22 protein-coding genes are annotated in these 23,636 nt (G+C 70.7%); 5 read left to right on the top strand and 17 right to left on the bottom strand.

The genetic code is table 11. The annotated features are described in order from the left end of the window. From E3O48_RS10035 to E3O48_RS10090, 12 genes are all read right to left on the bottom strand, one after another. Positions 1-2,613: a multicopper oxidase domain-containing protein gene (locus tag E3O48_RS10035; RefSeq protein WP_134538489.1), complete on the bottom strand. Its 2,613-nt coding sequence runs from the start codon at positions 2,611-2,613 to the stop codon at positions 1-3. After that, positions 2,610-3,749, bottom strand: coding sequence for a hypothetical protein (locus tag E3O48_RS10040; RefSeq protein WP_241982491.1), 1,140 nt, complete (start codon positions 3,747-3,749; stop codon positions 2,610-2,612). The genes E3O48_RS10035 and E3O48_RS10040 overlap by 4 nt, the downstream gene beginning before the upstream one ends. Before the next feature lie 26 nt (positions 3,750-3,775). Further along, positions 3,776-4,102, bottom strand: coding sequence for a DUF2249 domain-containing protein (locus tag E3O48_RS10045; RefSeq protein ID WP_134510066.1), 327 nt, complete (start codon positions 4,100-4,102; stop codon positions 3,776-3,778). Between the two features lie 88 nt (positions 4,103-4,190). Continuing rightward, positions 4,191-4,649 (bottom strand): molybdenum cofactor biosynthesis protein MoaE, encoded by a 459-nt coding sequence (locus E3O48_RS10050; RefSeq protein WP_241974918.1) that lies wholly within the window; start codon positions 4,647-4,649, stop codon positions 4,191-4,193. 42 nt (positions 4,650-4,691) lie between these two features. Further along, positions 4,692-5,903 carry an acetyl-CoA C-acetyltransferase gene (locus E3O48_RS10055; RefSeq protein ID WP_134538491.1) on the bottom strand — a complete coding sequence of 404 codons (1,212 nt, stop codon included), beginning with the start codon at positions 5,901-5,903 and terminating at the stop codon, positions 4,692-4,694. Then, positions 5,900-6,580, bottom strand: coding sequence for a CoA transferase subunit B (locus E3O48_RS10060; protein WP_134538493.1), 681 nt, complete (start codon positions 6,578-6,580; stop codon positions 5,900-5,902). Before E3O48_RS10060 ends, E3O48_RS10055 begins: the two co-directional genes overlap by 4 nt. Position 6,581: 1 nt before the next feature. Continuing rightward, a complete protein-coding gene (locus tag E3O48_RS10065) occupies positions 6,582-7,409 on the bottom strand; it encodes a CoA transferase subunit A (protein WP_134538495.1) in 828 nt (275 codons plus the stop codon). A 31-nt stretch (positions 7,410-7,440) separates the two neighbouring features. Further along, a complete protein-coding gene (locus E3O48_RS10070) occupies positions 7,441-8,670 on the bottom strand; it encodes an alpha/beta fold hydrolase (RefSeq protein ID WP_134538497.1) in 1,230 nt (409 codons plus the stop codon). Continuing rightward, the gene (locus tag E3O48_RS10075) at positions 8,667-10,157 is read right to left on the bottom strand and encodes a lyase family protein (RefSeq protein WP_134538499.1); all 1,491 of its coding nucleotides are present in this window, start codon (positions 10,155-10,157) and stop codon (positions 8,667-8,669) included. Before E3O48_RS10075 ends, E3O48_RS10070 begins: the two co-directional genes overlap by 4 nt. After that, positions 10,150-10,746, bottom strand: a complete 597-nt coding sequence (pcaG, locus tag E3O48_RS10080) for a protocatechuate 3,4-dioxygenase subunit alpha (protein WP_134538501.1) — start codon at positions 10,744-10,746, stop codon at positions 10,150-10,152. The genes E3O48_RS10075 and pcaG overlap by 8 nt, the downstream gene beginning before the upstream one ends. Further along, positions 10,739-11,566, bottom strand: coding sequence for a protocatechuate 3,4-dioxygenase subunit beta (gene pcaH / locus E3O48_RS10085; RefSeq protein ID WP_134538503.1), 828 nt, complete (start codon positions 11,564-11,566; stop codon positions 10,739-10,741). The genes pcaG and pcaH overlap by 8 nt, the downstream gene beginning before the upstream one ends. Positions 11,567-11,603: 37 nt before the next feature. Continuing rightward, the gene (locus tag E3O48_RS10090; RefSeq protein ID WP_134538505.1) at positions 11,604-12,785 is read right to left on the bottom strand and encodes a 4-hydroxybenzoate 3-monooxygenase; all 1,182 of its coding nucleotides are present in this window, start codon (positions 12,783-12,785) and stop codon (positions 11,604-11,606) included. A gap of 278 nt (positions 12,786-13,063) precedes the next feature. Here E3O48_RS10090 and E3O48_RS10095 point away from each other — a divergent pair, with 278 nt between their 5' ends. Further along, on the top strand, positions 13,064-13,573 hold the full coding sequence (locus E3O48_RS10095) for a hypothetical protein (RefSeq protein WP_134538507.1): 510 nt from the start codon (positions 13,064-13,066) through the stop codon (positions 13,571-13,573). A gap of 134 nt (positions 13,574-13,707) precedes the next feature. Further along, positions 13,708-14,229 (top strand): hypothetical protein, encoded by a 522-nt coding sequence (locus E3O48_RS10100; RefSeq protein ID WP_134538509.1) that lies wholly within the window; start codon positions 13,708-13,710, stop codon positions 14,227-14,229. A 36-nt stretch (positions 14,230-14,265) separates the two neighbouring features. Here the strand turns inward: E3O48_RS10100 and E3O48_RS10105 are convergent, their stop codons facing one another. From E3O48_RS10105 to E3O48_RS10125, 5 genes are all read right to left on the bottom strand, one after another. Next, entirely contained in the window at positions 14,266-14,922 is a 657-nt protein-coding gene (locus E3O48_RS10105) for a response regulator transcription factor (RefSeq protein WP_134538511.1), read from the bottom strand. Then, a complete protein-coding gene (locus tag E3O48_RS10110) occupies positions 14,919-16,433 on the bottom strand; it encodes a cell wall metabolism sensor histidine kinase WalK (RefSeq protein WP_134538513.1) in 1,515 nt (504 codons plus the stop codon). Before E3O48_RS10110 ends, E3O48_RS10105 begins: the two co-directional genes overlap by 4 nt. Before the next feature lie 84 nt (positions 16,434-16,517). Continuing rightward, complete coding sequence (locus E3O48_RS10115) at positions 16,518-17,141, bottom strand: HNH endonuclease signature motif containing protein (RefSeq protein ID WP_134538514.1); 624 nt, start codon at positions 17,139-17,141, stop codon at positions 16,518-16,520. Next, positions 17,123-17,827, bottom strand: coding sequence for a DUF222 domain-containing protein (locus tag E3O48_RS10120; protein ID WP_134538516.1), 705 nt, complete (start codon positions 17,825-17,827; stop codon positions 17,123-17,125). The genes E3O48_RS10115 and E3O48_RS10120 overlap by 19 nt, the downstream gene beginning before the upstream one ends. Positions 17,828-18,063: 236 nt before the next feature. Beyond that, a complete protein-coding gene (locus tag E3O48_RS10125) occupies positions 18,064-18,870 on the bottom strand; it encodes an IclR family transcriptional regulator (protein ID WP_134507232.1) in 807 nt (268 codons plus the stop codon). A gap of 92 nt (positions 18,871-18,962) precedes the next feature. On the opposite strand from E3O48_RS10125, the gene E3O48_RS10130 reads away from it, so the two are divergent. The 3 genes from E3O48_RS10130 to E3O48_RS10140 all read left to right on the top strand — a co-directional run bounded on the left by E3O48_RS10130 (position 18,963) and on the right by E3O48_RS10140 (position 23,577). Beyond that, entirely contained in the window at positions 18,963-19,796 is an 834-nt protein-coding gene (locus tag E3O48_RS10130) for a TIGR00645 family protein (protein ID WP_241974548.1), read from the top strand. Between the two features lie 125 nt (positions 19,797-19,921). Beyond that, complete coding sequence (locus E3O48_RS10135; RefSeq protein WP_134507234.1) at positions 19,922-20,194, top strand: hypothetical protein; 273 nt, start codon at positions 19,922-19,924, stop codon at positions 20,192-20,194. Then, positions 20,191-23,577, top strand: coding sequence for a DNA polymerase III subunit alpha (locus tag E3O48_RS10140; protein ID WP_134538518.1), 3,387 nt, complete (start codon positions 20,191-20,193; stop codon positions 23,575-23,577). The genes E3O48_RS10135 and E3O48_RS10140 overlap by 4 nt, the downstream gene beginning before the upstream one ends. The last annotated feature ends 59 nt before the right edge of the window (positions 23,578-23,636 follow it).

The following is a 23,636-nucleotide window of genomic DNA, read 5'->3' on the forward strand; positions in this document are numbered from 1 at the left end:
TCACGGCAGCACGGAGAAGACGCCGCGCGCGCCTCTCTCGGCGTCGGACATGATGTGGCTGACGAAGGGGTAGTGGCCGGCCTCCGGGAAGGTGAGCTCGACGAATCCGCCCTGCGCGACGCCGAGGTCGAGCACTTGGGAACCGCCCGTGCCGGTGCTGCCGCCGTCGCGCAGGAGATAGTCGCCCTCGGCGAAAACGGTGTCGAACTGTCCGCCCACGACGTGGAACGAGCTTCCAACATTGGGACCGGCGTCGAGCACCCAGACGCGCACTTTCTCGCCGACCCTGGCCGTGAGGGGCCGGGACGCGTACTGGTTGGCGTAGCCGTTGAAGACCACGAGGTCGGGGTTCTGGGTCACCACCCGGTCAGCGTCGGCCTCCCTGCCCTGCGCGCCGAGGTAGAACTCCGACTGCACCAGCACGTATTCCGCGTCGACCGCGGAAAGGCCGGGCGGGTCGATGATCACGGCACCGAACATGCCGTTGGCGATGTGCACCGACATGGGCATGGTGGAGCAGTGGTAGAGCCAGATGCCCGAGCGGGTGGCGGTGAACCGGTAGGCCAGGCTCTCCCCCGGCTGGATGCTGCGCATCGGCCGATCAGGAGCGAGCGCGCCGGCGTGGAAATCGATCGAGTGGCCCATCGTGCCGTCGTTGACGAACGTGATGTCGAACACGTCCCCGACCCGGCCGTGCAGGGTCGGCCCCGGAGCTGTGCCGTTGTAGGTCCACAGCGTCTGGCGAACCCCCGGCGAGACCTCGGTCTCCACGTTCTTCACCGTCAGAGTGAGGGTGTGCACCGTGCCGGCGGGCGCCGGCGACAGGGCTGCGTCCCGGGCGGCGAACGAGGCAGCAGGCGCCTTCATCAGGTCAAGGTCCCCGGCCGCCGACGGTGCGCTGGGCGCGGAGTGGCCCAACGCCCCCTGGCCCGTCGATGCCGCCGCGTCTGCCGAGTCCGCTGCGGGGGCGCCGACCGCCACGATGTCCAGCACCATCCCGAGGAGCTTGTGCCCGGCGATCGAACACCAGCCGGCGATGTCCGCGCCGACGACGCCGACATCGACGGTCGTGGCGGCTCCAGGGGCTACCGAGCCAGACACGACCCCATTTTCGAGGACGAGGTTGTGCACCATGTCGTCCTCGTTGCTCAGGTTGACCACCAGGGTGTCACCGACGGGGACCGTGACGGAGTCCGGGGTGAACCGGGTGTTCTTCATCACCACGTCGACGGTTGTCGTGTGCCCGGTCGCCGGCACGGATGCCGCTGCACCGGCGAGGCCGACAGCCGCCGGGTCGAGGGCCACCCCGCCCGTGACCGCGAGGAGCAGGGCAGCGGTCGCGGCGAGGACAGCCCCGGTGCGTCGCGGGGGTGGTGTCGCGGCCGGGGCAGGCCGGCCGGGGACAGGAGGGACGGCATCCGCCCGCAGTCGCCGGTTCACTTTCATGGCACGGGTCATCAGCACGAGGAAGGAGGCGAGGGTGCCGACCACGAGGAGGGAGAGGGCGACCTTGACCAGGCTGGCAACCGGGAGCAGATAGACGACGAGGCCAAGGTTGACCACGATGACTCGGAACAGCCCGCCTCGGTCGAGTTCGCGGGCGGTGGCCTTCGCGACTCGCGGCCCACCGCCGAGCACGACGGGCAGCAGATAACTGAGGGCACCGAGCAGGATCTGGGCGGCGAAGCCGACCGCGAAGACGGGGACGAGTTGCTCGAGCCGGTCCGCCGCGCCGACCCAGTCGGGTGCGATCGCGACGAAGAGGCCGAAACCGAGCACGCACAGGGCGAACCAGGCCAGGGCTGCGCCGAGGCTCCAACCGGCGAAGGTCACCGCCGGGGAAGCGCGCCCGAGGCGCACGACCTCGATCAGGACCAGGCCGAGGCCGACGAGGTAGACGGCGACGCCGAGCGCGGTGACCAGGCGCAGGTCGGCCAGGCAACCGGCCACGAGCAGGGTGAGCCCGGCGATGAACAGGGTCAGGGTTCCGCGAGCCGCCGCGCGAGTGGTCTGCACCCGGGCGTGCAGCACGGTCGGCCAGAGCAGGGCGACCGTGCCGACCACGGTCAGTCCGACCCAGCCGAGCAGGTTCAGGCCGATGTGCGCGATGAAGAGCCGTTCGAAGGGTTCGCCGTCGATGTCGGTACGGGCCATCAGCACTCCCGCCGTCACCCCGAGCGCCAGCGCGACGCCGGCGGCCATGTAGTAGTGCACGAGCGGTGCGAACCGGGCCGGCAGTGCCCCCCGCGACTGGGCCAGCAGGATCGCCGCGTGGGCGAGTGCGTTGCCGCCGACCAGGATGCCGCCGGCCAGCACCACCGGCCACCATTCGCCGACGATGCCCGTGATCACCAGGATCGCCCCGATGGTGTGCGCCGCGAGCCTGGCGCCGAGTGAGGTGCGCCCGCCGATGGCCTGGCGCCGGAGCAGGGTGTCGGCGAAGTGCTGGCTCCAGATCAGGATGGCGCTGCTGACGGCACCGAGCAGCAGCAGATGCACCATCAGCCAGGGAGCCACGGGAAGGAAACGGTGGATGAGCACGGCGACGAGGGTGAGGAAAAGCCAGGCCGGAACGAGGACGCCGGTGAGAATGTGCCACAGCCTGCGGCTCATCGGGATGCTCCCCGCAGCACCGACACCACGGCGACGAGCACGAAGGAGAGCACGGCAACGATGTTGAACACGCCGCCCCACTCCACCAGCCCGGGCAGGCCGCGGGCATCGCCGATGATGCGGACCAGGAGTGACGCGTGCAGCAACGCCGCCGGGGCGTACATCACCGCGCGATAGGGAAGCGGCCGGCGCAGCACCGCGGGCAGGATCGTCGGGGCGTGCGCCATGATCATCGACATCACGAAACCGAGGAACACCGCATGCAGCACGGCGTCGTAGGCCGGTCCCGAGAAGGTCGGGCCAAGAATGAGCCAGCAGCCACCGGCGACGACCAGCCAGCCATAACCGGCCAGCAGACAGGCGGCCATGTACCGGGGCAGTCCGCGCGAACGGATGAGCCGGGTCGCCACGTCGTGCCGGAGCAGCCAGGCGACGAGGCCCAGCGTTCCGATCCCGAGCAGCGGGTAACCGATCGGGTGCCAGAACAGGGCGATCACGGCGCCGGCCACCAGCGCGAGGGACAGCCCGAGCAGCCGGGTCTCGGCGCGTTCATCGACCGAGGGCGAGATCCGGGCCAGTTCGAGCCGCTCCCCCGCGATGGTGAGCACGAGGTAGAGCGTCATCGCCGGGACCAGGTGCGGAACGGCCACCCCGGCCAGCCAGAGCACGGCGGCCATCAGGCCGAGCATCGCGCCGAGGGCCTGAACCGCGGTGGAGGTGGACGGCGCCCGGCGCCAGATCACCCCGTAGATCGGCAGCAGCGCGACCGAGCCGGCGACGAAGCAGAGTTGGCCGACCGGAAGCGGCAGCGGCGAGAGCAGGGCCAGCCCGCCGACGCCGAGCAGGACCGGGGCCAGGAAGGCCCATCTCTTCCGCACGGCGACGGCCCGCTCGAGCACCACGACCGTTCCGACGAAGCCGAAGACCATCAGCGGGCCGTGCACATCGGCCAGGCGCGCGCTCATGATCGGCGCGGACAGGCCGAGCAGCAGCAGGGCGCCGTCGAGCCCGGCCAGCAGGGCGATCCCGCCGGCCAGCAGCAGGGCCAGCCGGCCGATGGTGCGCCGCGGAGCGACCGCGCCTGCCCGGCGTGCGGGGCGTGCGGCATCCGTCGATGCGAGGGTGGAGCGTGTCACTGTGGTGTCGGGTCGAGAGATGTCGGCTAGGCGACGCGGGTGAAACGCACCTGCCAGGCCTCCGGCCCGCGTTCGACATAGGACACGGCGAAAGCACCCGGGCGGGCCGTCTCCAGCTGCGCGATCAGCGGCAGCGGGTCGTGCGGGGCAATCAGGTCGAGCGCGAAACCGACCTGGATCGCCTCGAGCGCACCGAAGATGGCCGCGTGGCGCACCGCGTGCGGAATCGTGCGGCCGTCGAGCACGATCGTCTCGGCGTCATCGTGGCCGCACTGGCAGTCATGCCCCGGTGCGGCGGCGGCTTCCGGGTGTCCAGGGCGCAGGTCGCTCAGGGTGATCGGTTCGGCGGTCATGATGGTCCTCCTTATCGGCGTGGCATTGCCACGACTCTATTTTAGAGGATACACGTACTTTTAATAAGTGGATGCGCCGGCAGCCCGCTCAGGCCAGTCCGACCCAGGCGTGCGAACCGTCGACCTCGTACTGCTTCTTCCAGATCGGAACCTCGGCCTTGACGGCCTCGACCAGGCGTTCGCAGGCCTCGAAGGCCACGCCGCGGTGGGCGCTCGCTGCGGCGGCGACCAGGGCGAGGTCGCCGACGTCGAGGTGGCCGATCCGGTGACTGACCGCGAGGTTCACCTGGGGGAATTCGGTGCGGAACCGGTCGGCGATCCCGGCCAGGATGCGCCCGGCATCCGGGTGCGCGCTGTAGTCGAGCCCGGTGACCTGGCCGGCCGCGTCGGGGTCATGGTCGCGCACCTGGCCGATGAAGGTGACCACGGCTCCGCACGAGCCGGTCGACACGGCGGCCACATGCGCCGGGAGGTCGAGCGGCTCACCCGTGACCTCGTTGATCCGCACTGCCGCGGGGGCCGGTTCGATCGATTGTCCTGAATCCACAGGACCAGAGTACGCCCGGGCGGGCGGAGGACGGTCGCGCCGCTACACCCGTTCGAAGATCGCGGCGAGGCCCTGGCCGCCGCCGATGCACATGGTCTCGAGCAGGTAGCGGCCGCCGGTGCGGTGCAGGTGCCGGGCGGCGGTGGCGAGGATGCGGGCACCGGTCGCGCCGACGGGGTGGCCGAGCGAGATGCCGGAGCCGTTCACGTTGGTGCGGTCCCAGTCGGCGTCGGTGAAGGCCCACTCCCGGCTGACGGCGAGCACCTGCGCGGCGAAGGCCTCGTTGAGTTCGATCAGGTCCATCTCGGCGAGGGTCAGGCCGGCGCGCTGGAGCGCCTTCCGGGTCGCCGGCACGGGGCCGATGCCCATCCGGGACGGTTCGACGCCGGCCCGGGCCCAGGTCACGAGGCGCACCAGCGGCACGAGGCCGAGCTGGGCCGCCCGCTCGGGGGTGGTCACGATGCAGGCGGCAGCCGCGTCGTTCTGGCCGCTGGCATTGCCCGCGGTCACGGTGGCGTCGGCATCCGTTTTCTGCAGGATCGGGCGCAGTGCGGTCAGGGCGGCGAGGCTGGCGTCGGCGCGGGGCGTCTCGTCGGCGGTGACGACGGTCGGGCCCTTGCGGCCTGGGACGGTGACCGGCACGATCTCGTCGGTGAAGCGGCCGTCGGCCACGGCGGCGGATGCCCGCTGCTGCGACCTGAGGGCGAGCTCGTCCTGTTCGGCGCGACCGATGGAATACTCGCGGCGCAGGTTCTCGGCGGTTTCGATCATGCCGCCGGGCACCGGGTGGTTGCGGCCGCCGGCCGTCTCGCGGCCGCGGCTGAGCGCGTCCCGCAGCAGGATCCCCGGGCCGCCGCCGACTCCGAAGCGGGAGTCGACGGTATAGAACGGGGCCTGGCTCATCGATTCGACCCCGCCGGCGATGACGAGGTCGCTGATCCCGGTCTGCACCTGCATGGCCGCGTCGAGGATGGCCTGCAGGCCGGAACCGCAGCGGCGGTCGACCTGCACCCCGCCGACGGTGACGGGTAGTCCGGCGTTGAGGGCGGCGACCCGGGCGACCGAGGCAGCCTCGGCGGTCGGGTAGCCCTGGCCGAGGATGACGTCGTCGACGACTGAACCGTCGATGCCGGTGCGGGCGAGCAGCGCCGCGATGACGGTCGCGGCGAGGTCGGCCGGGGCGACGGCCGCGAACACCCCGCCGAACCGGCCGATCGGCGTGCGCAGCGGCTCGCAGATCACGACGTCCCTCATGAGGCTGTCCCTTCGGAGAGGATCGTGCGGATGACCTTCGGTTCGGCCGGCACGAGAAGCGGCACCTCGGTGGCGGCCTGCACCTCGGCGACGGTGAGGCCGGGGGCGATCTCGCTCAGCACGAGACCCTCCGGGGTCACGTCGATCACGGCGAGGTCGGTGATGATGCGGGTGACGACCTCCCGGCCGGTCAGCGGCAGGGAGCATTCGGTGACGATCTTGAAGTCGCCGTTCTTCGCGGTGTGCTCCATCACCACGATCACGGTGTCGGCGCCGTGCACGAGGTCCATCGCGCCGCCCATCCCCTTGATCATCTTGCCCGGCACAGCCCAGTTGGCGATGTCGCCGGCCGCGGAGACCTGCATCGCGCCGAGCACGGCCACGTCGATCAGGCCGCCGCGGATCATGCCGAAACTCTGGGCGGAGTCGAAGTAGCTCGCGCCGGGGTTGACCGTGATGGTCTCCTTGCCGGCGTTGATCAGCTTGGGGTCTTCCTCGCCCTCCCACGGGTACGGGCCGACGCCGAGCACCCCGTTCTCCGAGTGCAGGATGACGTGCACCCCGTCGGGCAGGAAGTTGGGGATCAGCGTCGGCAGCCCGATCCCGAGGTTCACGTAGCTGTCGGGGGTGAGTTCCTGCGCGGCGCGGGCGGCCATCTCGTTCCGGGTCAACGGCATCTCAGTTCTCGTTCCGGTCGGTGCCGGCGGGTGCCGGGGCAGCGGATGCCGCGGCAGCCGGCCGCGGCCGGGTGGTCGTCTTCTCGATCGGCAGGTCCCTGGCCTCGTCCGGGCTCAGTTCGATGATGCGGTCGACGTAGATCCCGGCGAGGTGGATCGCGTCGGGGTCCAGCTCCCCGGGTTCGACCAGCTCGTCGACCTCGGCGATGGTGATCCGGCCGGCCATCCCGGCGACCGGGTTGAAGTTGCGGGCCGACTTCTCGAAGACGAGGTTTCCGTGCCGGTCGCCGCGGGCGGCGCGCACGAGCGCGTAGTCGGTGACGATGGCCTCCTCGAGCACATATTCCTTCGGACTGCCGAGCGAGGAGAAGACCCGGGTTTCCTTGGGCGGGGACTTCACGGTGACCTCGCCGCCGGGACCGTAGCGCCAGGGCAGCCCGCCCTCGGCGACCATGGTGCCGACGCCGCTGGCTGTGTAGAAGGCGGGGATGCCGCTGCCGCCGGCCCGGAGGCGTTCGGCCAGGGTGCCCTGCGGGGTCAGTTCGACCTCCAGCTCGCCTCCGAGGTAGCGGCGGGCGAAGTCCTTGTTCTCGCCGATGTAGGAGGCGATGACCCGGCTGATCCGTCCCTCCCGCAGTAACTCGCCGAGACCCCAGCCGTCGACCCCGCAGTTGTTCGAGACGACCCGGAGGTCGGCGGTGCCCTGGGCGAGCAGCGCCCGGATCAGCACGATCGGCACGCCGACCAGCCCGAAGCCGCCGACGGCGAGGGACGCCCCGTCGGGGATGTCCGCGACGGCGGCCGCGGCGGAGGAATAGCTCTTGTCCATGGAATCGTCCTTCGACTGTCGGTTCGGTCGTTCAGGGTTGGTCGGTCGGTGCCCGGGAGGCGGCATCCGGGTCGGCGGCAGGCTCGGCGTCCAGCAACTCGAAGACGTCCCTGGCCACGGCCAGCGCGGAGTTCGCGGCCGGCACCCCGGCGTAGATCGCGGTGTGCAGGATCGCCTCGCCGATCTCGGCCCGGCTGAGCCCGTTGGTCAGGGCGGCCCGCACGTGCAGGGCGAGTTCCTGCTCGTGGCCGCCGGTGACCAGGCAGGCGATGGTGAGGAAGCTGCGGGTGCGCCGGTCGAGCCCCGGTCTGGTCCAGACCTCGCCCCAGGCGTAGCGGGTGATGAAATCCTGGAAATCAGCGGTTTCCGGGGTGATCTTCGCCGTCGCGGCGTCGACGTAGGCCTCGCCGAGCACCGCCGTGCGCACGGTCATCCCGGCCCGGTGGACGTCGGCGGTGGTGCGGGCGGGCGCCTCGGCCGGTTCGCGATCGGCGAGGTGGGCCGCGAGGAGGGCTGCCACCTCGACCGGCCGCTCGAGCGAGGGAAGGTGGGCGGCGCCGTCGACCGTGGCGAGGCGGGCGCCGGGGATGCGCGCGGCCAGGTCGGCGAGCAGTGCGAGCGGGGTGACCTGGTCGAGTTCGCCGGCGACGCACAAGGTGGGCACGTGGATGCCGGCCACCCGGTCGGTGACGTCGAACCCGGCGAGCGCTTCGCAGGCGAGCGCGTAGGACTCGTCGTCGACGTCGAGCAGCCTCTCGAGGGCCGCGGAGCCGGCGGCGGGGTCGCGGTCGAGGAAGCCGGGGGCGAACCAACGGTCGGCGCTGCCCGCGATGACGGAGGGGGTGCCGCTCGCCCGGATCTGCGCGGCGCGTTCCCGCCAGCCGTCGGCGGTGCCGATCCGGGCGCCGGAGCAGATCACGGCGAGGCTGAGCAGCCGGTCGGGGTGGCGCAGCGCGAGTTCGAGCCCGACCGTGCCGCCGAGGGAGATGCCGGCGTAGTGGAATGCTCCCCCGCCGACCGAGTCGACCAGGGCGACCACGGCATCCGCCAGTTCGGTGATGGTGAACGGGTCGCGGGCGGCCGGACTGAAGCCGTGGCCGGGCAGGTCGAAGCGGAGCACCCGGAAACCCTGGGCGAGCCGCGCGGCCACCTCGTCCCAGAGCGCGGTCGTGGTGCCCAGCGAGGGGCCGAGCACGACCAGGGCGGCACCGGGATCGCCGCTGACCGGTTCGAGCGTGCAACGGATGCGGGGCTGGGTCATGGTGCGGGTGTCCTCACGGCATCGATGGAGCTGGGCGCAGCGGCCGTGCCGAGCCCGTCGGAATTCACTGCGTCGGCGGCCAGCCGGAATCGGTCGAGCACCCGGTCGATGCCGGGGCCGTCCTGGCCCGGGTCGAGGTCGAAGGCCGCCCAGACGCCGGCCCGGAGCTGCTCGTCGTGGCCGTCGGTGGAGAGCAGGCCGGACAGCACCACCCGCAGCGGACGGTTCGTACGGAAGGCCTCCGCCGAGGCCCGCTGCACGAGGGCGAAGGCCGCCGTCTTCCCGAGCGCCTCGGCCAGGAGCGTGGTGACCCGTTCGCTGCACACGAGCCCGTCGGTGATCTCGAGGTTGGCGAGCATCCGTTCGGGGTCGACGTCGAGGCGGCCCGCGAGTGCGGCGGCGCCGGCCACCGCGGAAAGGGTGAGCCGTTCGAGCCCGCGCAGCGCCGGCCATTCGGCGTGCCAGGCGCCACTGGGGCGCTGGTCCTCGGCGAGCAGGCTGCCGAACAGCGTCGCCACGAGGCCGGGAGCCTGCCGGGCCGCGGCCGTGATCAGCACGGCGGTGACCGGGTTGCGCTTGTGCGGCATGGCGGAGGATCCACCCTGGCCCTGGCCGAGGTGCTCGCCGACCTCGGCGATCTCGGTGCGGGCGAGCACCGTCACGTCGAGCGCGAAGGCGCCCACGGCCCCGGTCGCGGCGGCGAGCCCGGCGGCAAGGTCGACGACCGGGAGCCGGTTGGTGTGCCAGGCGATGGACGGCGCCGCCAGGCCGAGCCCCGACGCGAACCGCCGCAGGACCAGGTCCACGGTGTGCGCCGGATCCCCCCCGGTGCCGCGAAGGGTCGCGATCTGGTGCAGCACGGCGAGGTTGCCGACGGCGCCGCCGAGCTGCACGGGCAGCCGGGCGCGCAGCCGGTCGATGGTCTCGATCGCAGTCAGGGCCATGTCGAGCCAGCCGGCGACGACGAAGCCGAAGCTGGTCGGCGAGGCCTGCTGGCCGAGGGTGCGGCCGGCCATGGCCGTGCCGCGGTGGGCGCCGGCCAGGCCGGCGAGGGTGGCCGCGTAGTCGCCGAGCCGGGCGCTGATCTCTCCGGTCACCCGGTGGGCCACCAGCATCGCGGCGGTGTCGAGGATGTCCTGGCTGGTCGCACCGACGTGGAGGTGGTCGGAGGCGCCGGTGCGCAGGGTCTCGGCGGCGGCGGCGAGGTGCTTCACGAGCGGGATGACGGGGTTGCCGCCGCCCTGGCCCTCGGCGGCGATCGCGGCGAGGTCGAGCCGGCCGGCGTCGGCGAGGTCGTCGCAGACGGCGCCCATCCACTCAGGGGCCAGACCGGCGGCCACCAGGGCCCGGGTGAGCGCGAGTTCGGTGTCGACCATCGCCTGCAGCCAGGCGGAATCGCCGGTCAGCTCGGCCGCACGGCTGCCGTGGCCGAGCGGGTCGAGCAGTCCCACATCGACGAACCGGTCCGGCCCGGACGGATCAGGCATCGAAGTCCAGGAAGACGGTCTCCGCGTCGCCCTGCAGGTGCACGTCGAACCGGTAGGAGGCGGCGCCGCCCGGTGTGCCGTCGGCGACGGCGACCAGGGTCTGCCTGCGCTCGGCCGGCACAGCGCCGAGCACGGTGTCGCCGGCGTGCGCCGCGGCATCCTCGGGGAAGTAGGCACGGGTGAAGAGGTGGTGGATCAGGCCGCGGGCGAACACCGTCACGACGATGTACGGGGCGGCGTCACCGACCGGGCCCGGTTTCACCGTGGTGAAGGTGTAGTGCCCGGCGAGGTTGACGGCCGCCCGGCCGAATCCGGTGAAGGTGAAGCCGTCGTGGTCGAGCGCACCCCGCTCGCGGCTGAGCACGCCGTTCTCGTCGGCCTGCCAGATCTCGAGGATCGCGTCGGGGACCGGCTCGCCCGCGCCGTCCGTCACGGTGCCGTGCAGCCGGATCGCATGCGGGTGGTGGCCGGGCACGAGTTCGGGACCACGCTCGTAGGGCAGCGCGAAACCGTAGAACGGTCCGACCGTCTGGGCCGGCGTCTGGACGTATCCCGGTGCCGGCTGCTCAGTCACGGACTTATCAGTCATGGGCTTCTTCGCTCTCCATCCAGGTGGATTTGGGGCCGGTCAAAACGATATCCCAGCGGTAGCCGAGCGACCATTCCGGCACGCTCAGCTCGTGCTCGTAGCTGCCGACCAGGCGCGCGCGGGCGGCAGGGTCGGTGATCGACTGGTAGATCGGGTCGAGTGCGAAGAGCGGGTCGCCCGGGAAATACATCTGGGTGACCAGCCGCTGGGTGAACGCAGTGCCGAAGAGGGAGAAGTGGATGTGCGCCGGCCGCCAGGCGTTGAGGTGGTTGCGCCACGGGTAGGGGCCGGGCTTGATCGTGGTGAACGAGTATTCGCCGTTGTCCCCCGTGATCACGCGGCCGACGCCGGTGAAGTTCGGGTCGAGCGGGGCCGGGTGCTGGTCGCGCTTGTGCACGTAACGCCCGCCGGCATTGGCCTGCCAGATCTCGACCAGCTGGTGGCGCACCGGGCGGCCCTCGCCGTCGAGCACCCGGCCGGAGACGGTGATCCGCTCGCCGAGCGGTTCCGCGTTGTGCTGGATGGTGAGGTCGCTCTCGAGGGGGTTGACGTCGGTGTGCCCGAAGGCCGGCGAGACGCGTTCGACCTCCTCCGGGTCGACCCGCACGAGGGCGTGGGTGGGGTGGCGCAGGATGGAACTGCGGTAGGGCGGGTAGTTGCGGCGCGGGTGGAGTTCCGGCTGACCGCCGTCTGTCACCCGGGCGCGCGCCTCCGCCTCGATCGCCCGGATCTCGTCGGAGATCTCGGCCTGGGAGGCCTGCGTCGGCGCCCGATCGGCCAGGGGGTGCACGGCCGGGGCCGGGGCTGTCTCATCTGTCATGACGGTGAATCCTCTCGGGAGTCGGCTGGGCGGGCGGTCAGAACGGAAGGCCGGTGTACTGCTCGGCGAGTTCGCGCTGGGCGAGCAGCGACCCGGTGAGGTAGTCCAGTCGGCCGAGTTGGCTGCGGTAGTCGAACGCGGCCGACTGCAGGTCACCCGGGTTGCGGTGCAGCATCTCGGTCATCGACTGCGAGAACTGCTGCACCTTCCACTGGCGGCGGAGGGCCGCCTCCCCGTAGCCGGCCAGCGGTGCGTCGTCGCCGGCGTAGTGGCCGACCAGTGCGGCGCCGAGCAGCACGACGTCGGCGATGGCCGAGTTCAGTCCCTTCGCGCCGGTCGGCGGCACGATGTGGCCGGCGTCCCCGGTCAGGAACAGGTTGCCGTAGGAGAGCCGGGACGCGACGAAGCTGCGCATCGGGGTGATCGACTTGTCGGTGACGGCGCCCTCGTGCAGGGTCCAGCCGGGAACGCCGAGCCGGGTCTGCAGCTCCTCCCAGATGCGCTCGTCCGGCCACTGGTCGATCGAGTCCGCAGTGTCCACCTGCAGGTAGAGGCGGGAGACCTGCGGTGAACGCATCGAGTGCATGGCGAAGCCGTCCTCGTGCAGCGCGTAGATCAGCTCATCGGTCGAGGGTGGCACGTCGGCGAGGATGCCCAGCCAGGCGAACGGGTAGCTGCGGTCGTACAGGGTGATCGCCTTCGGGGGGATGGAAGCGCGGCACACGCCGTGGAACCCGTCGGCGCCGACGATGAAGTCGGCCGTGATCTCGTGGGCCTCGCCGTCGTGGCGGAACGTCACCCGGGGCGATGTCGACTCGACGTCGTGCACCGCGACATCCGCCGCCTCGTAGTAGATCGTCGAGCCGGCGTCGGTGTGGGCTTTGATCAGGTCTTTCACGACCTCCTGCTGCCCGTAGACCGTGACGGTGCGGCCGATCAGCGTGTTGAAGTCGATGTTGTGGCGCTCCCCCGCGAATTGCAGGTAGATGCCGTCGTGCTCGAGCCCTTCGGCGGCGAGGCGATCGCCGAGGCCGAGCCGGGTGAGGGTCTCCACCGCGCTCTGCTCCAGCACACCGGCACGGATGCGGGCCAGCACGTACTCCTGCGAGCGGTTCTCGACCACGATCGAGTCGATTCCGGCATCGCGCAGCGCCCAGCTGAGGAGAAGCCCTGCAGGGCCGGCACCGATAATGGCGACACGGGTGTTTTCTGGGGACACGGGTTTCTCCTAGCGACGATGACAGGTGATGGCCTCATCATGCGGCGTCGACCGACCTTCGGTAGCAGATGTTTTCACTCAGTGGAAGGCAATGCCCGGGCCGGCCTGCTCCGGCCGCATTCCCCGCCGGCTCCAGCGGCGCCGGATAAGAACTTTCTCATGCGCTCCTTGCCGGCTTCTCATAGGATCAGCCCAGGCTCGCGCTCAGACACCGACCCCGGCCACGACTGGCCGAGGTGCGTGCCGACCCGTGGAGGACACGACCCGTGGAGGACACAATGAGCGAGAAGACACCGACACCCGGCATCCGTCCCGCCCGGCGCCGCCGCGCGCTGTTCGCGGTCGGCGGCGGGCTGGGAATCCTGGTCGCGGCGGCTGCCGCGGCCTCGATGGTCAGCGCCCTCGCCCTGGCGGACCAGCCCGGCCGGGTCCTCGAGGTGCCGGCGGTGACCGTGGAACTCGGCACGGGGCCGGCCGCCGGCACACCAGTGGGGTCGCCGTCACCCGCAGCAACGTCCGGTCCGGCCGAGCTGCCGGGCACGCCGGGTGAGGACTCGGGTTCGTCGTCCGGCTCGGGTTCCTCCGGCTCGGGTTCGTCCTCGCCCGGGGCAGAACCGGAGCCTGAGCTCATTCCCGCCCCGGCCCCGGTCGTTGTGGACGACCACGGCGGCAGCGACGCCTCGAAGGACGACGCGGGTCACGACGGCGGCAGCGACGGCACGAGCGGTTCCAGCGGCAGCTCCGGCAATGGCAGCTCCGGCGACGGCACGTCCGGCGGCAAGGACTGACTCCCTCGCAAACCTAAGAGACCTCTCACCGATCTCTCGTGCACGCCTTATCCCGGCACCCGAGAGTACAAGGCGTATCAAGATTCCTCCAGTTCCAGCCGCCGGCCCACCCGGCGCCAACGAAAGGCCCGTTCATGTTGAAGATGACCAAGAAGCGCTCCATCGCCCTTGCCTCCCTCGGTCTCGCCGGCCTGATGTCGATCGGCATCGTCGCCGCCCAGGCCGACCCCGGTCACGGCGTCGACCCCACCACGACGCCCACGTCGAGCGTGACGGTCGACGACAACTCGGTCGACGATCCGGCCACCCACGATGACGCGGACGACAACGACACCGACGGCACAGACACCGACGGCACAGACACCGACGCCCCGAGCGATGACAGCACAGCCACGCCCGAGGTCGGCGACGATGACGCGGCGACGCACGAGGCCGGCGAAGACGCCGAGCACGAGGGCGCCGAACACGCCGCCACCCCCGCCGTCCCGGCAACCCCCGCACACCACGAAGACGGCGAAGACCACGCGGCCACTCCGGCCACCCCTGCCGTGCCGGCGACCCACGACGTGAACGACGACCAGGGCGACTCCGGACATGGCAGCGACGACTCCGGCAGCGACGACCACGGCTCTTCAGGCCACGGCAGCGACGACTAGCGAGCACTCCCCCGCAGCAGGGAAAGGGCTACCGGCTCAGCGCAGCCGGTAGCCCATTCCTCTGACCGTTTCGATCCGCTCGGCGCCGAACTTCGCCCGCAGGTACCCGACATAGACGTCGACGATGTTCGAGCCGGGGTCGAAATCGTAGCCCCAGACCCGGCTGAGGAGCTGCTCCCGGCTGAGCACCTGGTCGGGGTTGCGCAGGAACTCCTCCGCCAGCGCGAACTCCCGGGCCGAGAGGTCGACCTGGCGGCCCCCGACCTGCGCCCGCCGCGTGCGCAGATCGAGCCGAAGGCCCCCGACCGCGAGGTCAGGCTGCGTCGCGGGCGCGGCATCCGTCATGCGAAGCCGGATGCGCGCGAGCAGCTCGTCGAACCGGAACGGTTTCGCCATGTAGTCATTCGCCCCGCCCTGCAGGCTCGCCAGGGTGTCTTCGGCCGAGTCCCTCGCCGTGAGCACGATCACGGGCAGCACCGACTTCTGTTCCCGCAACCGGCGGAGCACCTCGTAGCCGTCGAGGCCCGGCAGCCCGATGTCGAGCACGAGCAGGTCGAAACCGCCGGTCAGCGCGAAGTCGAGGGCGTCGGTGCCTGTTCCCACCGTCACGGTGGTGAAGCCGGCCGCGGCCAGCCCCTTCTCCACGAAGGACGCGATGCGCAGTTCGTCTTCAGCGATCAGGATTCGGCTCACAGCGTTGTCTCCATCGGTTCGGCCCGGCCTGGTTCGGCCCGGCCTGGTTCGGCCCGGCTTGATTCTGGTGCCCCGTCGCCCGGAGGGAGCGGCAGGTCGATCGTGAAGGTGGCCCCGCGTCCCGGTGCGGAGGCGACCGAGACCGTTCCGCCGTGGGCTTCGGCGATGGCCCGCACGATCGCGAGTCCGAGGCCCGATCCGGTCGAGCCTCGCCCGGTCGCCCCTCGCCGGAACCGCTCGAAGATGTGCTCCTGCGCGTCGGCGCTGATCCCGGGCCCCTCGTCTCGCACCCAGAATCGCAGTCTCGGGTTGCCGGTCGAGTCCAGACCGGTGGCGCTCCCGATCTCGATCGTCCCGTCCGCGCTGCCGTGGCTGACGGCGTTCGCGGCGAGTTGCAGGAGAGCCTGGGTGAGTTTGCCGGCGTCGACCGGCACCACGAGGTCCGCGGTCTCGGTCGTCACCCAGCGGTGGCCGGACAGCGCGGCCGCCTTCGTGCGCACGAGCTCGGTGAGCACCGCGATGTCGACCGGCGCGCGGGTGACGCCGAGCGGGCGCTGAACCTCCGCGAGGGCCGAGATGTCGCGCACGAGCCCGTTCATCCGGTCGAGCTCGTCGATGGCGAGGGCGCGGGTCGCCGCCACATCGGCCGGGTCGTCCTCGTCCATCAGTTCGAGGTGTCCGCGAACGATCGTGATCGGGGTCTTGAGCTCGTGGCCGACGTCATCGAGCAGCCGTCGCTGGCCGGTCAGGGCGCCGTCGAGACGATCGAGCATGTCGTTGACGGTGCGGGTGAGCTCGGAGACGTCGTCCCGGCCGACCACGGGGATGCGCTCGCTCACATCCGAGGCGGTGATCCGGGCTGCCGCCTCCCGCAGCGCCCGGATGGGCCTCAGCAGCCGGCCGGAGACCAGCCAGCCGACCAGGCCCAGCACGACGAGGGCGGCGAGGGTGACCCTGAGCGAGGTGAGGAGAGCGTCCGTCACCGGCCTCAGCGCGGCGTCGAGGTCGAACGCTGCGACGAAGACGCCGGCGGCAGGGTCGCCGGCGACGCTGACGGGTGCGGCGACGTAGCGCACCGCGCGACCGTCCGTGCGGACGTTGCCGAGCACGACCTTCCCGGTGGCGGTCTCACCGACGACGCGGGCGACGAACCCCCGGTTCTCCTCCAGGCGGAAGTCGACGTCCCCGCCGGGTGCGAGGGCTGCGGCGCCGTTGACGATGGCCAGGGTGGCTTCATTCGTGCCCGGCCGGATCTGCTGGACCACGGCCTCGAGCACGGCGTTCAGGGTCGTGCCCTTCGAGTCCGTGGCGATGAAGCGAGCGTCGTTGACCGCTCCGACCAAAGCGGCGTCAATGCTGTCGAGAGTGCTGTCGCGCTGCACGAAATAGGCGGTCGTGCCGGCGGCGACCATGCCGGCCGCTGCGACCAGCAGGATCGAGGCGAGGATGCGCACTCGCACCGAGACCGCCGGGAACCACGGGGTGCGGCGCGGGGACCGTTCGGCGGGCATGCCTCATTATGGGCGCGGCCCGCTGGTCCCGGGTACCCGGCGCGCTTCGGCGGACGCATTCCGCATCGAGCAGAAGACGATGAGTCAGAATGGCGGGTCGTCGGGGAGGTCTGGGGCTGCGGCTGTCGGTGGTCCGACTGGCGGCGGGCCGGCTTTCGGTGGCCCGGTGGGGAGGACGGTCGGCAGTATCGTGGCGGGTTCGGTGATGAACTCCCGCCCGGTCGGGGAGGTCCAGGTGAGGATGCCGCCCGGGTGCTGGGCGACGGTCCACCGGGTCTGAGTTTTCAGCGCGTGGTTGGGTCTGCAGAGGTGGGCGAGGTTGTCGTGCGCGGTCTCGCCGAGCAACCCCCAATCATGCGAGTGATCAAGCTCCGCACCTCTCGCGGGTCTGTTGCAGCCCGGAAAACGGCAGGTCTCATCGCGGAGGCGCAGGAAGCGGCGCATCGCCTTGGGCGTTTTGTACCGGTCCCTCCCGACGGAGAGGATCACCCCGGTCTCGGGGTGGGTGAGCAACCGGGTGAAGCTCGGCGCCCGCGACGCTAGATCCCGCGCCGTCGCGGGATCGATCGGCCCATACCCTTCCAAATACCCGGGTTCCTCACTGTGGCCGAGGAGTGTCAGCACCGGCACGGTCACCTGCACGGTCGCCTTGACGCCGGTGCCGACGCCGGTCGGGGTGACCCCGTGGATCAACAGGTCACTGAGCACATCCCGTGCGCACCTGGGTGAGCGTGCGCGTCTCGTCCGGCCCTTGGAGGCTGGCGGCGAGGTCGGTGGCCCGGTGGAAGATCGCCTGCACCAGCTCGGCCCCTGTCGTCAGATACAGGGTGGCCATCCCGTCGTACTCGGGGGTCAACCCCGCTGGTGCGGTCCGTGAACGACCTCGCCCGCCGCGCCGTGATCGTCTCCGGATGCAACCGTTCCCGCAGCAGCCGGGCCTTGTGCTTGAGCTTGGCCACCGTCAGATGCTCCGCCGAGGGCAGCAGGGCTTGTTCGAACGCGGCCACACCCTCGACCGGGATCGACCAGGACTGCTGGACGATCGTCTGCGCATGCCGGTAACTGATCCGCCCCTCCGCCAACGCGGCCCGGGTGGCGGGGAGGTGCTCGGCCAACGCCTGGCTCTCGGCAAGGAGGGTCTCCGCCGTGCGTTCCGGGATCCGCAGCGTGGCGGCGAGTTCGCTGGAGAGCTCCCGCTGCGCGATCTCCTCGCGACTCCACCGGGACTGCAGGCTGAGCGGAATCGACCCGGCCTGCGCGGCGCTGAACCGGCGGGCCCGGTCGACCGCCTCGGCCCGCACGGCAAAGCACCGGGCGATCGCCTTGTCGGCTGCCGCGACCGCGTCAAAGAGCAGTCCGAGCTGCTGTTGGGAGGTGCTCACCGGGGTGGCCATATGAGCACACTACGACCAGCCACCGACATTCACCGACCCCCAAGCGGCCCCACACCAGGGTGTGGATAACCTGATCAACCCCGCATTGTGGAGGATAGGCTGACGGTGATTTCGACAAGCTCAATCACCGACGGTTGTCGAGCTCGTCGAGACCAGGTGGGGTGATTTCGACAGGCTCAATCACCGGTGGTGGTCGAGCCTGGGGAGACCAGGTGCGGCGATTTCGACAAGACCGATCAGGATGCGCGGCGGTAGCCGAGCGCGCGGCTCACACCCTGCGCGGCCACCCGCACCGCCTGCTCGTGTTCGGGGCCCTGCCCCGGCGAGGTGTGCGTCACAATCGACACGGCCGCGACGACCTGGCCGGTGCGGTCCCGGATCGGCGCCGCCAGCGAGCTCGATCCCGCCGTCATCTCCTCCGACATCCGCACGATCCCCTGGCTGCGGATGCCCGCCAACCTGCGCCGCAGCTCCTCCGGCGCCGTCATCGTCTGCGGCAGGAACCGCTGCAGCGGTTCGGCGAGGTAGTCCTGGATGACCATGGTCGGCGCGTGGGCGAGGAGAACGAGACCGACCCCCGTGGCGTGCAGCGGGAGCCGTCCGCCCACGCGGGAGATCACCCGCACCGCCCGGTGCCCGGACAGTTTTTCCAGGTAGAGCGCGTCGCGGCCGTCGAGGATCGCCAGGTGCACATGCTCGCGGGTTGTCTCGTACAGGTCTTCGAGGTAGGGCAGGGCGATCGTGCGGAGGTTTCGCGCCGTCGGCGTCTGCACGCCCACCTCCCAGAGCCGCATACCGAGCGAATAACGGCCGTCTTCCTGGCGGGCGAGCCCACCCCAGGTCACCCATTCTGCGACGAGCCGGTGCGCGGTCGAGAGAGGGATGCCCGAACGCCGGGCGATCGCGGTGAGGCTGAGCGCCGTCGCGGGCGGGGAGGTGAAGGCATCCAGGATCGCGAACAGCCGGGCGGCAACCGACCGGTCATCGACCGGGGACACTGACGCGCCCTCGGTCGCCTTCGCCCGCGCCGGCTTCCCTGACATCAGCACCACGCTACCCTCCCGCGGCCATGTCCCGCCGCGGCATTTCGGCCCCGTTCAGGAGGTTCCCATCCCCGCTTCCGTAAAATCGACCGGTGACTGAAACCTCCGGCCAGCCTCCTTTCCGCGAACAATCCCAGTGGGTCAGGAGCGTCGGGCTGATGATCTTCTTCAGCCGCTGGCTCCAGGCCCCCCTTTACATCGGCCTCATCGTCGCGCAGGTGATCTACGTCGTCGTCTTCATGGTCGAACTCGGCCACCTCGGCGAGGAGGTCCTGCACGGGTTCACCCACCCGGGGCCCGACGGCATCGTCATCGAGGAAGCCAAGATCATGCTCGGCGTGCTCGGGCTCATCGACGTGGTCATGATCGCGAACCTCCTGATCATGGTCATCATCGGCGGCTACGAGACCTTCGTCTCCAAGATCCGCATCGACGGTCACCCCGACCAGCCCGAGTGGCTCTCCCACGTCAACGCCAACGTGCTCAAGGTCAAGCTCGCCATGGCCATCGTCGGGATCTCCTCCATCCACCTGCTGAAGACCTTCATCGAGGTCGGCGACCTCGCCGCCCGCGGCTCCACGTCCACCGAGGGCCAGGAGAGCATCACCGGCGACGTCTACACCTGGGACGGCGTGCTCTGGCAGGTCGTCATCCACATGGTCTTCATCGTCTCGGCGATCGCCCTGGCCTGGATCGACCGAATCTCCCAGGCGGCCGGTCACGCCGTGACCCCCGCGGCATCCGTCGCGCCGCTCGAACCACAGCCACTCGTGAGCGTCCTACCCGTTCCGCGCCCGACCGGCACCGCCGCGATCGAGGCCGGCGCCGTGGGGCATCTCCTCCAGCTGGGCCGGCTCCGCGATGCCGGGGTCGTCTCCGCGGCAGAGTTCGAGCTGAAGAAGACGGAGCTCCTCGCCCGGATCTGACCCGAGGGGAAACCGGCCCAGACGGGAACCCTCAACGCGCGGTTGACGGTTCCCGTTGGCGTCTGTCCGTGGTGTGACGTACACTCCAAGAATCGAACACGTGTTCGAACCGAGGGAGGGCCCGCATGCCGCAGATCATCGACACCCAGGTCGACGTCGAGTTGTCGGCCGACGGCGACCCGCAAGCGTTCATCTGGAACCGGTTCGAGCACACCATCATCGGCCAGCCGCAAGCGGTTTTCACCCGAACCCGCTGGTGGGAGAACGACGGCGTGCCCCTGCGCATCGATACCGAGCTGTGGCGGGTGGACGCGTCACGCGGGGACGAGGAACAGCACCGCTACGATCTGCGACGCGATGTCGACGGATCGTGGGTGCTCGCCCTCGACTGGGGATGAGCTTCCCGCACCTGCACGTCGCCAGCGCGTACTCCACCCACTACGGGGTCACGATGCCGGAGGCGCTGGCCGAGCAGACGAAGGCACAAGACGGCACCTTCCTCGCGGTGACCGACCGTGACGGCCTGTACGGCGCGGTCAAACACGTGCGTGCCTGCGTGGACGCCGGCGTGCGGCCCGGACTCGGCGCCGACCTCGCGGTGCACGACGACGACCATCTCTCCCTCGGGCGGGTGGTCGTGCTCGCGCACGGCAACACGAACGGCCGCGGGTACGCGGCGCTCTGCCGCGCCGTGTCCGCCGCGCACCGCACGGTCTCGCAGGGGTTCGGATCGCTGCCCAGCATCGCCCGGTCCGAACTCGCCGGGCTGGCCGGCCTCCGCTCGCTCACTGTACTGCTCGGCCCGGCCTCCGACGTGGGCACCGCCACCGGCCACCGTGACAACGAGGATGCCCGCGCCCGCCTCACCGCGTGGTTGCGCGCCATGCCGGCCGGCTCCGTCTCACTCGAGGTCGTCTGCCACCTGTCGGAGCCGGGCACCCCGGGCAGCGTGACGCCGGCCACCCGGATGCTCGCCCTCGCCGAGCATGCGGGGGTGCCGGCCGTGCTCACCAACGCTGTGCGCTACGGCACCCCCGAGGAGGCTGTCACCGCCGATCTCGCCGACGCCGCGCGAACCCTCACCCCGCTTGCCGAATTGGAGCAGCCTCAGACGAACGGACAGGCGTGGCTGAAACCGGCGCGGGCGATGCGGCAGGTCGCACGGATGGTGGTCGACGCGGGGCTGCACGACGACGGCGCCCTCGAGCTTCTCTTCCGCGACACCGAGCGGCTTGCCGACCGGTGCGCCCTCGACCCGGAGGCCGACATCGGTCTCGGCCGGCCGCGGATGCCGGAGGCGAGGATCATCGGGGTCAGCGGCGACCCGGTCGCTGAACTCTGGAAACGGGCACGGGCCGGCATCGACGATCTCTACCCGAGGCCGGAGGCCGGGGCGCGCCGGGGAGCCGCCTCGGCGGAGGACGCGCACGCCCGGCTCGCGCACGAGATGAAGACGGTCGAGCACCTCGGCTTCGCCGGCTACTTCCTCACGGTGGCCCGGGTGGCGGACATCATCAGGGAGATGGGCATCCGCATCCAGGCGCGCGGGTCAGGGGTCGGCTCGGTGCTCAACTATGCGCTCCGAACGTCGTCGGTGGAGCCGCTCTCCAACGGCCTGCTCTGGGAACGCTTTCTCTCCCCCGAACGACAGACCCTGCCCGACATCGACATCGACGTCGAATCGGCGCGCCGACACGACATCTACCGCAAGCTGTTCGACACCTTCGGCGGCGACCGGGTCTCGCTGATGTCGATGACGAACGCCTATCGCGGCCGCGGCGCCGTGCGCGACGCGGGCCTTGCCCTCGGGATGAACCACGAGCAGGTCGCGTCCATCGCGAAACAGATGTGGCGCTTCAACGCCAGGGACTTCCGGCGCGCATTGGAAGAGAAACCCGAGCTCGAGCCGCTCGCCGCTGAGGTGCGCGAGTCCCAGCAACTCGACCAGCTGGTCGACCTGACCGCCAAGCTGGACCGTCTCCCCCGGCACATTTCCGTGCACCCCTGCGGGGTGATCCTCTCCGACGCGACCCTGCTCGACCGCACCCCGGTGCAGGCGTCCGGAATGGGGTTGCCGATGTCCCAGTTCGACAAACACGACATGGACCCGATGGGCCTGATCAAGCTGGATATCCTCGGCGTGCGGATGCAGTCGGCCATGGCACACGCCGTGGAGGAACACCACCGGCTCTCCGGCGAGAGCATCGACCTGGATCGGATCCCGCTCGACGATCCGGCCACCTTCGAATTGATCCGTTCGACCCGGACGCTCGGCATCTTCCAGATCGAATCGCCCGGCCAGATGGAACTGGTCGGCAAACTGCAGCCCGAGGTCTTCAACGACCTGACGGTCGAGATCTCCCTGTTCCGGCCCGGCCCGATGCAGAACAACATGCCGCTGAAATACCTCCAGGCCAGGCACGGCGAGGTCATGCCCGATTACCTCCACCCGCGACTGGAACCGATCCTTCGGGAGACGAAGGGGGTCGTCATCTTCCACGAGCAGGTGATGCGACTCTTCGACGAGCTCACCGGCTGCGGCCTCGGCCGGGCGGATGTCTTCCGCCGCCACCTGGGCAAACCCGAGCAGCTCCCCCGGATCGAGGAGTACGTGCGGGAGATGGCCCTGGAACGCGGGTTCCCGCCCGCAGTCATCGACCAGGTCTGGACGGTGCTGGCCGGATTCGGCAGCTTCGGGTTCGCCAAGGCGCACGGCGCCGCGTTCGCGCTTCCGACCTACCAGTCGGCCTGGCTGAAGACCCACCATCCCGCCGTGTTCCTGGCCGGACTGCTCACCCACGCTCCCGGCATGTGGCCCAAGGACCTCATCGTGGCCGAGGCCCGGCTGCTCGGCGTGCCGGTGCTCGGCCTCGATGTGCAGCGGAGCACGCTCGACTACCGGGTCGAGGAGCTCGGCGACGAGCGCCGCGGCATCCGTCTGGCGCTGCCCGAGCTCGCCGGCGGCACTGCGGCCGAACGGGCCCGAATCGTGCGCCACCAGCCGTTCTCCTCCCTGCAGGATTTCCGCGATCGGGTGCGGCCGCGACGAAAGACCTTCGAGGCGCTCGCCCGGGTCGGGGCGCTGGACAGCTTCATCGGCTACGACCGCGCCCGCCGGCACGAACTCCTCGCCCATGTGCAGTCCCTCCGCGGCACCGCGGTCACCATCAACGACGACCAGCTGGCGTTCGAGGTCGAGTTGCCGGTGCAGGGTTTCGAGGGCGCCCGCTTCGATGCGGTGACCTCCCTGGAGCTGCGCGGGCGCAGCCAGACCGACCTGGAGTTGCGGGACCTCCATCTCGCAGTGTCCGGCCACCAGATGACGCGGTTCTACCCGCTCTTCGCCGAGCTGGGAGTCACCCCGGCTTCCGAGCTCGCCGACCTGCCCGGCGGCACCGAGGTGCTCATCGCCGGGGTGCGGCGCGCCACGAACACCCCGCCGATGCGGGGCGGCCGGCGGGTGGTGTTCGTCAGCCTCGACGACGGCACCGGGCCGGTGTCCAACGTCGTGTTCTTCCACGACGCGCAGGAACGGATCGGCGGCCCGGTCTTCCAGACCCGCCATATCCTCGTGCGGGGCCGCACCCGCCGGTCGGGGGCGAAAGGGGTGTCCGTCACCGGGGAGAACCTGTGGGACCTCACCGAGGTCGCCCGCAAGGTCGACCAGCGGCGGAAGGCGGAGGCCGCTGCGCGGCACACGGACCGGACCATAGAACTCGCGGCCGAACTGGCCGCGATCCCGGTCGACAACGTGCACCATCTGTGGCCGCTGCGCGCCTAGTCCGGCCGCGGACACCGGCGGATGCCACACCCACCCCGTTGTCGGTCGCGCGGCCTACA

Origin of the sequence: Cryobacterium sp. HLT2-28, from assembly GCF_004402495.1 — a bacterium.
Lineage (GTDB): Bacteria > Actinomycetota > Actinomycetes > Actinomycetales > Microbacteriaceae > Cryobacterium > Cryobacterium mannosilyticum.